Source organism: Thalassococcus lentus (genome assembly GCF_028023555.1).
GTDB lineage: Bacteria > Pseudomonadota > Alphaproteobacteria > Rhodobacterales > Rhodobacteraceae > Thalassococcus_A > Thalassococcus_A lentus.
In genome coordinates this window covers 802319-816672 of record NZ_JAQIOY010000002.1, presented here as the reverse complement: position 1 = coordinate 816672, position 14354 = coordinate 802319, and the positions used below count along the sequence as shown (strand labels likewise).

At 59.1% G+C, this 14354-nt stretch carries 15 protein-coding genes; 11 read left to right on the top strand and 4 right to left on the bottom strand.

Annotated elements, in window-relative coordinates:
• Positions 1 to 449, bottom strand: a 449-nt coding sequence (locus PFY00_RS09030; RefSeq protein ID WP_271432202.1) for an acetyl-coenzyme A synthetase N-terminal domain-containing protein, incomplete at its 3' end; no start/stop codon positions are given.
• 470 nt (positions 450 to 919) lie between these two features.
• On the opposite strand from PFY00_RS09030, the gene dctP reads away from it, so the two are divergent.
• From dctP to PFY00_RS09015, 3 genes are all read left to right on the top strand, one after another.
• Positions 920 to 1936, top strand: a complete 1017-nt coding sequence (dctP, locus tag PFY00_RS09025; protein WP_271432201.1) for a TRAP transporter substrate-binding protein DctP — start codon at positions 920 to 922, stop codon at positions 1934 to 1936.
• 88 nt (positions 1937 to 2024) lie between these two features.
• Positions 2025 to 2642 carry a TRAP transporter small permease subunit gene (locus PFY00_RS09020; RefSeq protein ID WP_271432200.1) on the top strand — a complete coding sequence of 206 codons (618 nt, stop codon included), beginning with the start codon at positions 2025 to 2027 and terminating at the stop codon, positions 2640 to 2642.
• A gap of 11 nt (positions 2643 to 2653) precedes the next feature.
• Positions 2654 to 4054 (top strand): TRAP transporter large permease, encoded by a 1401-nt coding sequence (locus PFY00_RS09015; protein WP_271432199.1) that lies wholly within the window; start codon positions 2654 to 2656, stop codon positions 4052 to 4054.
• Between the two features lie 45 nt (positions 4055 to 4099).
• Here PFY00_RS09015 and PFY00_RS09010 read toward each other — a convergent pair whose 3' ends face one another.
• Entirely contained in the window at positions 4100 to 4636 is a 537-nt protein-coding gene (locus tag PFY00_RS09010; protein WP_271432198.1) for a peptidoglycan-binding domain-containing protein, read from the bottom strand.
• Between the two features lie 39 nt (positions 4637 to 4675).
• Positions 4676 to 5047 carry an OB-fold nucleic acid binding domain-containing protein gene (locus PFY00_RS09005; protein WP_271432197.1) on the bottom strand — a complete coding sequence of 124 codons (372 nt, stop codon included), beginning with the start codon at positions 5045 to 5047 and terminating at the stop codon, positions 4676 to 4678.
• A 155-nt stretch (positions 5048 to 5202) separates the two neighbouring features.
• On the opposite strand from PFY00_RS09005, the gene PFY00_RS09000 reads away from it, so the two are divergent.
• The 5 genes from PFY00_RS09000 to PFY00_RS08980 all read left to right on the top strand — a co-directional run bounded on the left by PFY00_RS09000 (position 5203) and on the right by PFY00_RS08980 (position 10030).
• Positions 5203 to 5526 carry a 2Fe-2S iron-sulfur cluster-binding protein gene (locus PFY00_RS09000; RefSeq protein ID WP_271432196.1) on the top strand — a complete coding sequence of 108 codons (324 nt, stop codon included), beginning with the start codon at positions 5203 to 5205 and terminating at the stop codon, positions 5524 to 5526.
• Between the two features lie 86 nt (positions 5527 to 5612).
• Positions 5613 to 6314: an FG-GAP repeat domain-containing protein gene (locus PFY00_RS08995; RefSeq protein ID WP_271432195.1), complete on the top strand. Its 702-nt coding sequence runs from the start codon at positions 5613 to 5615 to the stop codon at positions 6312 to 6314.
• Positions 6315 to 6497: 183 nt separating this feature from the next.
• On the top strand, positions 6498 to 7304 hold the full coding sequence (locus PFY00_RS08990; protein ID WP_271432194.1) for a TIGR00282 family metallophosphoesterase: 807 nt from the start codon (positions 6498 to 6500) through the stop codon (positions 7302 to 7304).
• Entirely contained in the window at positions 7301 to 8221 is a 921-nt protein-coding gene (locus PFY00_RS08985; protein WP_271432193.1) for a DMT family transporter, read from the top strand. The genes PFY00_RS08990 and PFY00_RS08985 overlap by 4 nt, the downstream gene beginning before the upstream one ends.
• 21 nt (positions 8222 to 8242) lie before the next feature.
• The gene (locus PFY00_RS08980; RefSeq protein WP_271432192.1) at positions 8243 to 10030 is read left to right on the top strand and encodes an SLC13 family permease; all 1788 of its coding nucleotides are present in this window, start codon (positions 8243 to 8245) and stop codon (positions 10028 to 10030) included.
• A 9-nt stretch (positions 10031 to 10039) separates the two neighbouring features.
• Here PFY00_RS08980 and mazG read toward each other — a convergent pair whose 3' ends face one another.
• Entirely contained in the window at positions 10040 to 10849 is an 810-nt protein-coding gene (gene mazG, locus PFY00_RS08975) for a nucleoside triphosphate pyrophosphohydrolase (RefSeq protein ID WP_271432191.1), read from the bottom strand.
• A 62-nt stretch (positions 10850 to 10911) separates the two neighbouring features.
• Here mazG and PFY00_RS08970 point away from each other — a divergent pair, with 62 nt between their 5' ends.
• From PFY00_RS08970 to speB, 3 genes are all read left to right on the top strand, one after another.
• A complete protein-coding gene (locus PFY00_RS08970) occupies positions 10912 to 12066 on the top strand; it encodes a M20 aminoacylase family protein (protein WP_271432190.1) in 1155 nt (384 codons plus the stop codon).
• A gap of 55 nt (positions 12067 to 12121) precedes the next feature.
• The gene (locus PFY00_RS08965) at positions 12122 to 13288 is read left to right on the top strand and encodes a M20 aminoacylase family protein (RefSeq protein ID WP_271432189.1); all 1167 of its coding nucleotides are present in this window, start codon (positions 12122 to 12124) and stop codon (positions 13286 to 13288) included.
• Between the two features lie 66 nt (positions 13289 to 13354).
• On the top strand, positions 13355 to 14314 hold the full coding sequence (gene speB, locus PFY00_RS08960; protein ID WP_271432188.1) for an agmatinase: 960 nt from the start codon (positions 13355 to 13357) through the stop codon (positions 14312 to 14314).
• Positions 14315 to 14354: the final 40 nt, after the last annotated feature.

The window sequence follows — 14354 nt, the reverse complement described above, 5'->3', positions numbered from 1 at the left end:
TCGGGGATCATCGGCAGGTAGATGATGACACGGTCGCCCTTGGTGACGCCCAGCCCTTCGAGCACATTGGCCATCTTGCAGACCGACGCGTGCAGATCGGCATAGGTGATGTGCTGCGCTGCCTCGGCCGGATCGTCCGGCTCAAAGATGATGGCGGTCTGATCGGCGCGGGTGGCCAGATGACGGTCGATGCAGTTGGCGGCGACGTTCAGCTGACCGTCAGCGTACCAGTTGATCTTGACCTGCCCGAGCGTGAAATCCACGTCCGAAACCTGCGTCGGCGCCTTGATCCAGTCCAGACGCTGCGCCTGCTCGGCCCAGAAACCATCAGAATCCTCAATAGAACGCGCATACATCGCATCATAAGACGCACCATCAACATGCGCGCCAGAAACAATCGATGATGATGGCGGATAGGTTGTGTCTGGCGAAATGATTTCGTCTTTCATGGATGTGGCCTCCCTCGTTCCATGGAACGTCTGCGACCGATGCGGCGCGGACTTCGATGTCAAGGCGAACATAAAGGAAATGGAAAAGTATGAAATAATACAAATGAAAATAAGGTATTAGCTGTAAATACTTTTCATATACGCGTTCAAAAATGTAAATATCTTCACAGAGTCAGCGCTAAACCACCTGTTTTTCTTGACCCTGCGTGAACTTCGTTTCTACCCAGTTTTCGGTAGAAGGCAGGCGGCTGCGGTCATTGCTCATTCAACGCAGAGGTGTGACAAATCGTTGCGGTATGCATTTGTATACCGCTAACATCCGGCTTTTCGGTTCTCGCAGATCCCGCGGCCGCGAATCTCCATCCCTGCCTACAGTGATGGATGTGACGCTTGCACTGTGCGGCTGTTAGGCTAACTTTCCGGGTAAGGCGGGCTAACCGCCGTGCGATAATTCAAAGGGAGGACCAAGGATGTCCACAATTACTGCAAAGCTGCTTGCGGCCGGCATCGCGATGACATTCGTGACCGAAGCTGCTGCAACGGAATGGAACGTGTCGGTTTGGGGCAAGCGTCGCGCCTTTACCGAGCACATTCACAAACTGGCTGAACTGGTCGAGGAAAAGACCGGCGGCGAATTTACGATGAACATCAGCTACGGCGGCCTGTCCAAGAACCGTGAGAACCTCGATGGTATTTCGATTGGCGCCTTTGAGATGGCCCAGTTCTGCGCGGGTTATCACGCCGACAAGAACCGCGCGATCACCGTGCTTGAGCTGCCCTTCCTGGGTGTTGCGAACCTCGACGAAGAGGTTGCGGTCAGCCATGCGGTTTATGCCCATCCAGCTGTTGCCGAAGAAATGGCGCAGTGGAATGCCAAGATGGTGATGACCTCACCCATGCCTCAGTACAATCTGGTTGGCACCGGCGATCCGCGCGATGAGCTGTCTGAATTCGACGGTATGCGTGTGCGCGCGACCGGTGGTCTGGGCAAAGCGTTCAGTGCGGTTGGCGGTGTGCCGACCTCTGTGACCAGCTCCGAAGCCTATCAGGCCATGGAATCCGGCGTTGTTGATACGGTCGCCTTTGCGCAGCATGCGCACCTGTCCTTTGGCACGATCAACCAGGCCGACTGGTGGACGGCCAACCTGAACCCCGGCACCGTGAACTGCCCGGTTGTCGTCAACATCGACAGCTATGACGGCCTGTCTGATGCGCACCGCGCCGCGTTCGACGAGTCGGTCGACGAAGCCATTGACCACTATCTTGCGAACTACGGTTCTCTGCTTGAGCGTTGGGACAGCGTTCTGGAAGAGAAAGGCGTGCAAAAGGTCATGATCTCGGATGACGAGCTGGCCAAGTTCCGCGAAGTGGCGGGCAAGCCAATTCATGACGCATGGCTGGCCGACATGGCCGCACAGGGCCTGCCAGCCCAAGAGCTTTATGATCTGGTCTTCTCGACCCTCGAAAAGCAGCGCATGAGCAACTGATCGTTGCAAAACAACAAACCCCGGCCTGAACGCTTAGGCCGGGGTTTTTTGACGTTGAGCCGCACGGCGGCAAATGGGGAATTGAGCAATGGCTGGTAGTGCATCGGTTTTGAGCGACGGCAGTCTGCTAAGCCGGATCGACAAGCGGCTGGAAAAGCTGGAGTGGGTCATGGCTTTCGTGTCCGGAATCGGGGCCTTCATGCTGATGGTGCTGGCAGTCGTGTCGGTGACAGGCCGCAACTTCTTTAACGAACCGCTGCCCGGCTATGTGGATTGGATCGAGATGGCGATGCCGCTGATCGCAATCTTTGGGATTGCCTACGTCCAGCGCAGCGGCGGGCATATTCGCATGGACATTCTGATCGGCCAGCTCAAGGGTCGGGTTTTGTGGTTTTTTGAATTCATGACCACCTTTTTCATTCTGGTTCTGATGATCCTGCTGGTCTGGGGCACATGGTCCCATTTTGATCGCAGCTTCGATTTTAGCGCGCCGAACTGGAGTCGCGACAGCTCGATCGACATCGGGTTGCCAATCTGGCCAGCAAAACTGGTCGTTCCGGTCGCCTTTTCGGTGCTGAGCTTGCGTCTGGTCCTGCAACTGATCGGGTATGGCCGGGCGCTGGTGCTGGGCCTTGATCGGCCTGTGGCTGTTCCGCTCGTACAATCAGCGGCTGAGATCGCTGCGGCCGAAGCCGAACAAATCTAGAGGCGCGCACAATGACACAGATTGAAATCGGCCTTTGGGTAACGGGTGGCATGTTCGTTCTGGTGGTGCTGGGCATGCGTGTGGCCTTTGCCGCGGCTCTGGCGGGGATGGTTGGACTGATCTGGCTGCGTTGGGATCAGTTCGGCTATGATCCGGATCGTTTTGGCAAGGCGCTGGAAATCAGCGTGAAAATTGCGGGGCAGGTGCCTCATGGCAAGGTGTCCAGTCAGGCGCTAAGCCTGATCCCGACCTTCATCCTGATTGGCTATCTGGCCTATTACGCAGGGCTGACCCGTGCATTGTTTGAGGCAGCCAAGCGCTGGATCGCATGGGTGCCGGGCGGGTTGGCGGTGTCCACGGTTTTTGCAACAGCGGGCTTTGCGGCGGTTTCGGGCGCATCGGTGGCAACAGCGGCGGTTTTTGCGCGCATTGCCATCCCAGAGATGCTCAAGATCGGGTATGACAAACGCTTTGCTGCCGGCGTTGTGGCGGCGGGCGGCACCTTGGCCAGCCTTATCCCGCCCTCTGCGATCCTTGTGATCTATGCGATCATCGTGGAACAGGACGTGGGCAAGCTGCTGCTAGCGGGCTTCATTCCCGGCATCTTCTCGGCCTTCATCTATGCGGCGTTGATCATCACCATGGCGCTGACGCTCAAGAACTTTGGCCCGCCGGTAAAGGGCTTTACGTGGAAAGAGCGCTTTGTCAGCCTGCCCCCGGCGCTGCCTATTGTGGCGGTCGTCGTGATCATCATCTTCTTTGTCTACAACCCCTTTGGCGGTGATGCCTGGGGAACACCGACCGAGGGTGGGGCCATCGGGGCCTTTATCGTCTTTTGCATGGCGTTGTGGCGTGGCATGCGTCTGCCTGAGCTCAAGGATGCTTTGGTCGAAACCGCCAAACTGTCGATCATGATCTTTGCGATCATCTGGGGCGTACTGATCTATGTGCGCTTTCTGGGCTTTGCGGATCTGCCCAGTGCCTTTTCGGACTGGATCACCTCGCTTGAATACAGCCCGATGCTGATCCTTGTTTGCATTCTGCTGGCCTATGCGGTGCTGGGCATGTTCATGGATGCTATCGGCATGCTGCTGCTGACCTTGCCTGTGGTCTACCCGGCGGTCATGGCGCTGAACGGCGGCGAATTTGTCAGCGCGGCGGACAGCACGTTTGGGATGAGCGGCCCAATGTGCGCGGTCTGGTTCGGCATTCTGGTGGTCAAAATGGCCGAGTTTTGCCTGATCACGCCGCCCATTGGTCTGAACTGCTTTGTGGTGGCTGGTGTGCGGCCCGAACTGTCCGTGCAGGATGTGTTCCGCGGCGTGACGCCGTTCTTTGTGGCGGATGCGATCACAATCGCCTTGTTGGTCAGTTTCCCGGCGATCGTCCTTTGGCTGCCTTCGCTGGCCTGATGGTCGCAGGGTCAGCCTGCAGCGCATAAGCAAGAACCCGCTGGATCAGCTTTCCCGGGGTTCAATCTCGACCGCGATCAGGCCCAGATCACGGGCGGTTTGCAAGGACAACTGGGCGCTGCTCAGGCCGCGTTCTGTCTGGTAGCGCCGGATCGATGCGGCTGTTGTGCCGTCGATAACGCCGGTCACGTTCCCCGCGAAATAGCCCCGCGCCGCCAGTGCGCGCTGCACAGAGGCAATGAATTCGGGCGTCATCGCCTCGGCGCAGGGCGCTTCAAAGCGCATCTCGGCCCTTGGTTTGACGATCCGGGGTACGGGTGCGCGACGATAGACAGGGGGGCGCAGAACGGTTCCATCAGGCGCGATTTCCGCCTGAACAACCTGAACTTCGCCCATAACATGTTCGTAGACGGCCGGGGTGACTTCGCGGGCCCAGCATTGACCGCTCTTGTCTGCGGCACTGACCACAGGCGCGGGTGTCGGTGCGGGGGCCGTTTGCGCGCGGGTGACAGAGGGCTGCTGTTCGCTGGAACAGGCCGCAAATGCCAAAAGCGCCGCAAGGGCGATTGGTGTGGGTTTCATACTGCTCGGGCCTCTTGTCGTGCCTTGGTTTGCGCGAAACTACCCGTTTTCGGCCTGTGTGGGAAGCGGGCCAGTCAGAAGAGTGTCCAGCAGTGGCGAGATATCCTCAATCTGTTCGGCAATAACATGTACAACGCCGCCTTCTCGCTGCAATCGGCCCGTCACCCGCAGCAGGCGCCCGGCGATCACGGCACGCCGGTATCGTTCATATAGCTTGCGCCAGACAATGACATTCACAGCGCCGGTTTCATCCTCAAGCGTGAGAAAGATGACCCCTTTGGCGGTGCCGGGCCGTTGTCGCAGAATCACAAGACCAGCCACGCAGATCCGTGCGTTCTGCGGTGGCAGTTCAAGCTGGGCAGCGGTCAGGGCTGCGGGTGGACGGGGCCAGTGGGAGCCGTGGGATTGCATGGAACATAAGTAGAACATTTGAATGGCAAAGCCAAGTGGCATGGCCACGGCGGTCGCAGTTCCCAAAGGAGCGCGGAATTGCCGGCAAAAGGGGCTGGCGGCGGACGTTTTCGCGCACTAGGTATGTGACGGAGCAAGTTTCAAGGAGCGCTGTCATGGCGAAAATTACCTACATCGAGCACAACGGAACCGAACATGTGGTCGACGTTGCAAACGGGCTGACCGTCATGGAAGGCGCGCGCGACAATGGTATCCCGGGTATCGAAGCGGACTGTGGAGGCGCCTGCGCCTGTTCCACCTGCCATGTCTATGTTCATCCCGATTGGGTCGGTAAACTGCCGGGCAAGGAAGACATGGAAGAAGACATGCTCGACTTTGCCTATGAGCCTGATCCGGCCCGGTCGCGTTTGACCTGCCAGCTCAAGGTCACGGATGCGCTGGACGGTCTGGTTGTGCAAATGCCGGAAAAACAGATCTGATGCACCGGCGGTCGGGCCTGTCCCGAAGCCGGGCGCCGCGTCTGCCGTCGTGCCATTGTCGCGGTCTTGCCCGCGGCGCATGGCTGATGACGGGCCTTTGGCTGGCCGGGGCTGCCGCAGCCCAGCAGATTGAGGCTGCGCGCTATGAGGGCGCTACGGACCGGTATCCGCACGCTGTTCTCGGGGATGCACTCGAGTGGCACACCCTTGTTGTACGCTTGTCGGATGGGCGCAGCCTGAAGGCGCGTTATGAACGGCCCGTGGTTTTCGAAGATCTCGAGCCGCGCCTGTTTGATATGGACGCTGATGGCCAGCCTGAAGTGATGGTGATCGAAAGCCACGAGACACAAGGCGCGCGTTTGGCATTTTGGGGCTTGGTCGATGGCGCGCTGGCGCCGCTTGCGACGACGCCGTGGATCGGCACGCGGTTTCGCTGGCTCGCGCCTTTGGGCGCGGCCGATCTGGACGGCGACGGGGTGATGGAATTCGCCTATGTCGATCGTCCGCATTTGGCCAAGACCCTGCGGGTTTGGCGTTATGTCCCGGACGGGGCGGGCAAAGTGCGTTTGGAGCCGGTTGCAAGCCAGGCCGGATTTTCCAATCACCGCATCGGTTGGGACTATATCGAGGGCGGTATACGCGATTGCGGGCGCGGGCCCGAGATGGTGTTGGCCAGTGGCAATTGGCGCAGTGTGCAGATTGTCAGATGGGATGGCATGGATTTGCGCTCGGAGGCTGTCAGTGACTACAGCGCGACGGCCATTTCCAAGGCGCTGGCCTGCGGTTGATCCTGCGCTGATGCCTGAAGTTCAAATTGGACGGCAGAAAAGGGGCTTTGCCCCTCTGCCGCATGCGGCATTCACCCCAGAGTGGATTGTGCAGAGAAGAAAGCAAAAATGCCGCGCAGCCGGGCGCGCGTCATCGCGAAATGGGTCTTTGCTTTCGGCGCGCCGCGCACTACGCCTTGGATCATGAAGATATTGTTTCTTGGGGATGTCATGGGCCGCGCCGGCCGCGCCGCCGTGACCGAGCGGTTGGCCGCATTGCGCGCGGACTGGGGCTTGGATTTCGTCGTGATCAACGGCGAAAACGCAAGCAATGGCGCCGGGCTGACCGCCCGTCATGCGCAGGCCATGCTGGACGCCGGTGCTGATGTGATCACGCTGGGCGATCATGCCTTTGACCAGAAGGAAATGTTGCAGTTCATCGATGAAGAGCCACGCATCCTGCGCCCGATGAATTTCGCCAAGCAGGCGCCCGGCCGCGGTGCCGGGCTGTTTTCTGATCGCCGCGGTCGCAAGGTGCTGGTGGCGCAGGTTTTGGGCCAGGTGTTCATGAAGCGGGCCTATGATGATCCGTTTTCCGCTGTGGACGATGTGTTGCGCCGGCTTGGGGGGCAGGCACAGGCCCGTCTGATCGATGTGCATTGTGAGGCGACATCGGAAAAGATGGGTATGGGTCATTTCTGCGATGGCCGGGCCAGTCTGGTTGTGGGCACGCATACGCATGTGCCCACAGGGGATGCGCAGATATTGCCCGGTGGGACCGCTTTTTTGAGTGATGCCGGCATGTGCGGAGACTACAATTCCGTCATTGGCATGGAAAAAGCCGAACCGATGCGGCGCTTCGTGACCGGCATGGCCAAGGCCCGGTTCACCCCGGCGCTTGGCGAAGCGACGCTGAGCGGGGTTTATGTTGAGACCGACGACAGGACCGGCAAGGCCACACGCATTTGCATGGTGCGGCAGGGTGGGCGGCTGGAGCAATCCGGGCCGTGAAAGCGGCCTTGCCCTTTCTTGCGCTTGCGCTGATTGGTGCGGCATGGGGCGCGACGCAGCCGCTGGCCAAGATCGCGGTCTCTGACGGCTATCGCCATGTGGGCATCCTGTTCTGGCAAAACGGCATAATCGCGGTTTTTCTGGGGGCGATCTGCCTGTTGCGGGGCCGAGGGCTGCCGCTCACAGGTGGCGCGTTGCAGCGCTATTTTGTAATTTCCTTGATCGGTACGGTTTTGCCGGGCATCGCGTCTTACAGCGCTGCCGTGCATTTGCCGTCCGGTGTTCTATCGATCCTTCTGAGCGCTGTGCCGATGCTCGCGTTTCCGGTCGCTCTGATGATGGGCAACGACAATTTCGCGCTGCGGCGACTGCTGGGGCTGGCCTTGGGGTTTTGTGGTGTCATGCTGCTGGTGCTGCCGCAGGAAGGGTTGCCGGCAAGCGTGTCGTCGTTCTGGGTGGCGATCGCGCTGCTGGCTTCGGCCTGCTATGCGATCGAAGGCAACTACGTGGCGCGCTACGGCACGGCGGGACTGGATCCGATGCAGGTTTTGACCGGTGCTTCCATAATCGGCATGGGGCTGACTGGCCCGGCGGCGCTCTGGATGGGGCAGTTTATCATTCCGGGTGCAAACTGGAGCGCGCCGGACAGCGCAATTGTCGCGTCATCACTGCTGCATGGGCTGGCCTATGCCGGATATGTCGGTCTGGTCGGATGGGCCGGGTCGGTTTTCGCAGTTCAGGTCGCCTATCTTGTCACCTTGTTCGGGGTCACATGGGCGATTTTGCTGCTGGGAGAGAGTTATTCCGGTTGGTTTTGGGCGGCATTTGTTACGATGCTGGCGGGCATGGCGCTGGTGCAGCCCCGGCCCAAACAGCTTGTGCCCGATCAGGACGCAGGCCAGAATAGACCAAAATAAGAGCAAGGGTACCACAGGCCAATGGAACTGATCACCCTCAGCCAGAATGGGCAGGCTTTGGTTGCGCTGATAGTCGTAATCGTCATGTTCATTCTGTTTCTGCGTGAAAGCTACCCGACCGAGGTTACCGCAATGGGCGGCGTCGCGGTTTTGCTGGTGCTTGGTGTTTTGCCCTATGATGCGGCGCTTGGTGTGCTGAGTAATCCGGCACCTTGGACAATTGCGGCGATGTTCATTGTCATGGGCGCGCTTGTTCGCACCGGCGCGCTGGATGCTTTCACCAACTTTGCTCAGGCTCAGGTCGTGCGACGACCCATTCGGGCAATGGCCGGAATTCTGGCGGTTGTGGTTGTGGCCTCAGCCTTCATGAACAACACGCCGGTGGTTGTCGTGATGCTGCCGATCTTTGTGCAGATCGCCAATTCTCTGGGAATTTCGCCGTCAAAGCTGCTTATCCCTTTGAGTTACATGGCAATTCTTGGCGGTACTACGACGCTAATCGGTACCTCGACGAACCTGCTGGTCGATGGTGTGGCGCGTTCGGCAAATGTCGAAGGATGGGAGCCGTTCACCATTTTCGAGGTCACGCCGCTGGCGGCGATACTGGTGATCTGGGGCATGATCTATCTGGTTCTTGTAGGGCGCTTCCTGTTGCCGGATCGGACCTCTTTGGCGGGCATGCTCTCTGACCGAACCAAGATGAAGTTCTTTACCGAAGCCGTGATCCCGCCTGAAAGTAACCTCGTGGGGCGTGACGTTCTGGGCGTGCAGCTGTTCAAAAGAGAGGGCGTCCGGCTGGTTGACGTTATCCGCGGCGATGCATCGTTGCGGCGCAATCTGCAGGGCGTGTCCTTGCAGGTGGGTGACCGGGTTGTGTTGCGCACGCAGATGACAGAACTGCTCAGCCTGCAGCGCAACAAAGAGCTAAAACGCGTGGATCAGGTTTCGGCCACCGAGACCTCGACGGTCGAAGTTTTGATTACGCCGGGATGCAAAATGGTGGGCCGCAGCCTTGGCGCGCTGCGCCTGCGCCGCCGCTACGGTGTCTATCCGCTGGCGGTGCATCGCCGGAACCAGAATATTGGCCGCCAACTGGACGAACTGGTTGTGCGCGTGGGCGATACGCTTCTGATCGAAGGTGCCCCGGACGACATTCAGAGACTGGCCGAAGACATGGATCTTGTCGATGTCTCGCAGCCGTCCGCGCGGGCCTACCGGCGCAGCCATGCGCCGATTGCGCTGCTGGCTCTGGCGGCCATTGTGGTGCTTTCGGCCTTTGGGATCGCACCGATTCTGGCGCTTGCTGTGGTCGCGGTTGCCTTGGTCTTGCTGACCCGCTGTATCGATGCGGACGAGGCGTTTTCTTTTGTCGAAGGGCAGTTGCTGGCTTTGATCTTTGCCATGCTGGCGATTGGTGCTGCCTTGGAAGCCTCTGGAGCGGTGCAAATGATCGTCGAGACGATCGCCCCCTATATGCAGGGATTGCATCCTGTTTTTCTGGTCTGGGCAATCTACATGCTCACATCTGTTCTGACCGAGACAGTCAGCAACAATGCGGTTGCAGTGGTGGTCACGCCGATTGCGATTTCCCTGGGGCAGGCGATTGGCGTTGATCCGCGCCCCTTGGTGGTGGCGGTCATGGTGGCCGCGTCCTGCAGCTTTGCCACGCCTATCGGATACCAGACCAATACGCTGGTTTACGGTCCGGGCGGATACAAGTTTTCCGATTTCATCAAGGTTGGCTTACCGCTGAACCTGAGCGTTGGCGTTTTGGCGTCACTGCTCATCCCATGGTTTTGGCCTCTCTGAGCGGCGGTCTCAGCCCGCTTTTTCCTGTGCCTTGGCAGCGTCCCAAAGCGCATCCATTTCCTCAAGATTGCTATCTTTGGGGGTTCGGCCTTGTTCAGCAAGCGCGCGTTCAATCGATTCAAACCGCCGGGTGAATTTGGCGTTTGCAGCGCGCAGTGCTTCCTCGGGGTCGATTTTGAGGTGCCGTGCCAAGTTCGCCATGACAAAGAGCAGATCGCCGAATTCTTCGCGCTGGTGCGCGGGATCGTCTGCCTCACGCAGTTCCTGAGCTTCTTCGACGATCTTGTCGATCACCTCGTCTGTTGATGGCCAGTCAAAGCCGACCCGCGCCGCGCGCTTTTGCAGTTTGACAGCGCGCATCAAGGCCGGAAGGCCCAAGGCCACGTCATCCAGAACACCGCCCCGTGCCTTTGCTGCGCGCTCGGCGGCCTTGATGGCTTCCCAGTCGGCGGTTTGCTGCTCTGCCGATTTGTCCCGGGTTTCATCGCCAAAAACATGGGGGTGACGCGCGACCATTTTGTCTGACATGCCGTCGGCGACCTCGTCAAAGGTGAACAGGCCCTTTTCACTGGCCATCTGGGCATGGAACACGGACTGGAACAGCAAATCGCCCAGTTCGCCTTTCAACTCGTCCCATGCGCTGCGTTCGATCGCATCGGCCACTTCATAGGCCTCTTCGATTGTGTAGGGCGCGATGGTCGAGAAATCCTGTTCGATGTCCCAAGGGCAACCTGTTTCAGGATCACGCAGACGGCGCATGATTTCCAGCAATCGCGGCATGCCGCCCTTTGGATCGTGGATCAAATCATCATTGGTCATTGCACCCTCCGGCGTTTCGCGCTTGCCTATCCCTGATGCAGCCGCTGCAAGGAGTCCAGTACATGCCCGTGATTAACCGCATTGCCGCCAAGGCCGACGAAATGGCTGGTTGGAGGCGACACTTGCACCAGCACCCGGAATTGTCGCTCGACTGTCATGAAACCGCAGCCTTTGTGGCCGAGCGTTTGCGTGAATTCGGGGTGGACGAAATCCACACTGAAATTGCGACGTCCGGACTGGTTGGGATCATCAACGGGCAGGGAAGCGGGCCTGTGACCGGCCTGCGTGCGGACATGGACGCTTTGCCGATGGAGGAAACAACAGGCGCGCCCTGGGCCAGCAAAATCCCTGGAAGGATGCATGCATGCGGTCATGACGGGCATACGGCGATGTTGCTGGGGGCGGCGCAATATCTGGCGGAAACGCGTAACTTCAAAGGCCGCGTCGCGTTGATCTTTCAGCCCGCCGAGGAAACGGTCGGCGGGGGGCGCATCATGGTCGAAGAGGGCATCATGGAGCGGTTCGGCATCGAGGAGGTCTATGCTCTGCATACAGATCCCTTCGGTGATCTGGGCGAGTTTCGAACCTGTGCAGGCCCCATCATGGCAGCGGTGGATGATTTCACGATCACAGTCAAAGGTAAGGGCGGCCACGCGGCCTATCCACACGCCTGCATCGATCCAATGCCCTGTGCACTGGCCATCGGTCAGGCAATGCAGACCATTGTTGCACGCAATATCAACCCGCTGAAACCGTTGGTCGTTTCTGTAACGCAGGTGCATGGCGGCACCGCGTTCAACATCATTCCCGAAGATGTAACGCTGTCGGGCACTGTGCGCAGTCTTGATCCTGAATTGCGCGATCTGGCTGAGCAACGCATCAAAACGATCGCGGATGGACAGGCGGCGGCCTACGGGTTGACGGCATCGGTCGACTATCGACGCAACTATCCAGCCACGATCAATCATGCCGAGCAGACGGCGCGGGCGGTGGATGTCGCGCGTGCGGTTTCGGGATCGGTGATTGATGATCTGCCGCCGGAAATGGGCGCCGAAGATTTTTCCTACATGCTGAACGCCCGGCCCGGATCGTTTCTGTTTCTTGGCCAAGGCAAGGGCCCTTCGGTGCATCATTCCGAGTTTGACTTCAACGACGAAGCCGCCCCGATCGGGGCAAGTTTCTTTGCAAGGTTGATCGAGACACGGCACGCCGGTTGAACAGGGTTGCGCGCGCCGCGAATTCAGGATTGGCTGGCGGCAAAGGAGAGCCCTCATGCCCACCATCAATTCCATCGCGGCGATGTCCGAAGAAATGAAAACCTGGCGCCGCTATCTGCACCGGAATCCGGAACTGGGGCTTGAGTGTCACAAGACGGCGGCCTTTGTCGTGGACAGGCTCAAGGAGTTCGGAATCACCGACATCCACACCGGGATTGCCACATCGGGTGTCGTGGCGATCATCGAAGGTCGGGGGGAGGGTCCAACCATTGGTCTTCGCGCAGACATGGATGCTCTGCCGATGGATGATCTGTCAGGCTGCGAATGGTCCAGCGAAGTGCCGGGACTGGCGCATACCTGTGGCCACGATGGCCACACCACCATGTTGCTGGGTGCTGCAAAGTACCTTGCTGAAACGCGCAATTTTTCGGGGCGTGTCGCCTTGATTTTCCAGCCCGCCGAAGAAAACGAAGGTGGGGGCCGTATCATGGTCGAAGAGGGCATAATGGATCGGTTCGACATCAAGGAAGTCTACGGCATTCACAACATGCCCGGCGAGACCGCGGGCCATATCCACACCAATGGCGATGCTTTGCTGGCCGGGGTTGATGAATTCACGATCACGCTCACCGGGCAGGGCGGGCACGGCGCGATGCCGTATCAGACCAGAGATCCGGTTTTGTGCGCGGCTTCCATGGTGCAGGCCTTGCAAAGCATCGTATCGAGAAACGTCGACGCTTTGGAACGGCTGGTTGTTTCGGTCACACAGATCCACACAGGTACGGCAATGAACATCGTGCCTGAGACCGCCATGATCAACGGAACGGTGCGCTATTTCGACAAAGATGTGCAGGCCGTCGTCAAAGAACGCATGGCAGAGATTGCAGAGTATCAGGCCAAGAGCTTTGGCATGCAGGCCAGCCTCGATTATGTCGAAGGGTATCCGCCGACGATCAACCATCCGGACCAAGCAGGTTTCGCGGCCAGTGTTGCACGCGACGTTGTGGGCGCGGACGCGGTTCATGATGATTGCGATCCAATCATGCCGGGCGAGGATTTCGCCTATATGCTCGAAGCGCGACCCGGAGCGTACCTGTTTCTGGGGCAGGGTGACACGCAGGGCTGCCATCATCCGGCATATGATTTCAACGATGACATTGCGCCGATCGGGGCCAGCTTCTTTGCCCGTCTGATCGAAAAGGCGCTTCCGGTAAGCAGCTGATAAGGCGTCATATTCGCTTCTGCCTTGGCACGTCTTGGCGAGGCATCAAAATTTAGGGGACACGACATGGCGCTGGAAGATGCCAAGACGCAAATGGATCATGCCTTTACGCGGGAAGACCTCAAAGGACCCTCGTTTGAAAACGTCTTTGCCGGGGCACCATCTTTTTTGCGTCGCCGCTACACCAAGGATCTGAGCGCCGCCGATATTGCCGTGACGGGCCTGCCTTTCGATCAGGCGGTGACAAACCGGCCGGGAACGCGGCTCGGGCCGCGCGCGATACGCGAGGCATCATTGTTGCAGCCCTGTGATGCGCCCTATGGCTGGGGCTACGATGTGCTGTCTGAATTTGCCATCGCCGATTATGGCGACATGGCTTTTGACTATGCGATGCCCTCGGAAGTGCCGGAACGGATCGAACAGCATGTGGGCGCGATCCTCGACAGTGGCACTGCCTGCATCGCCTTGGGCGGCGATCATTCGGTGACACTGGGGTGCATGCGCGCTCATGCGGCCCGACATGGACCACTTTCGATCATCCAGTTTGACGCGCATACAGACACCTGGGCTGATGATGACATGAAGCGCGTCGATCACGGCACGTTCATGTATAAGGCCGCGAAGGAAGGCACCGTTGTGCCCGAGCGGTCGGTGCAGATCGGAATTCGCACCGACAATCCTGACACGATGGGCTTCAACATTCTTGATGCGCAAACGGTTCACGCCGCAGATCCTGGCGCAATTGCTGACAAAGTGCGGGATATCGTCGGTGACAACCCGGTGTATCTGACCTTTGATATCGATGCGCTCGATCCGGCCTTTGCGCCGGGTACCGGAACGCCGGTCTGGGGCGGATTGTCCAGTGCGCAGGCCGCGGCAATGCTGCGGCAACTGGCAGGGATCAACCTGGTTGGTGGGGATGTCGTCGAGGTGTCACCCCCCTTCGATCACGCGGGGATCACCGCTGTTGCCGGGGCGCATGTTGCAACCGAACTGCTGTGCCTGTGGGGCTGGACCCGCCGTTAAAGCCAGAGCGGCATAACCTTTTGTGTGAGACGCTGGCTTC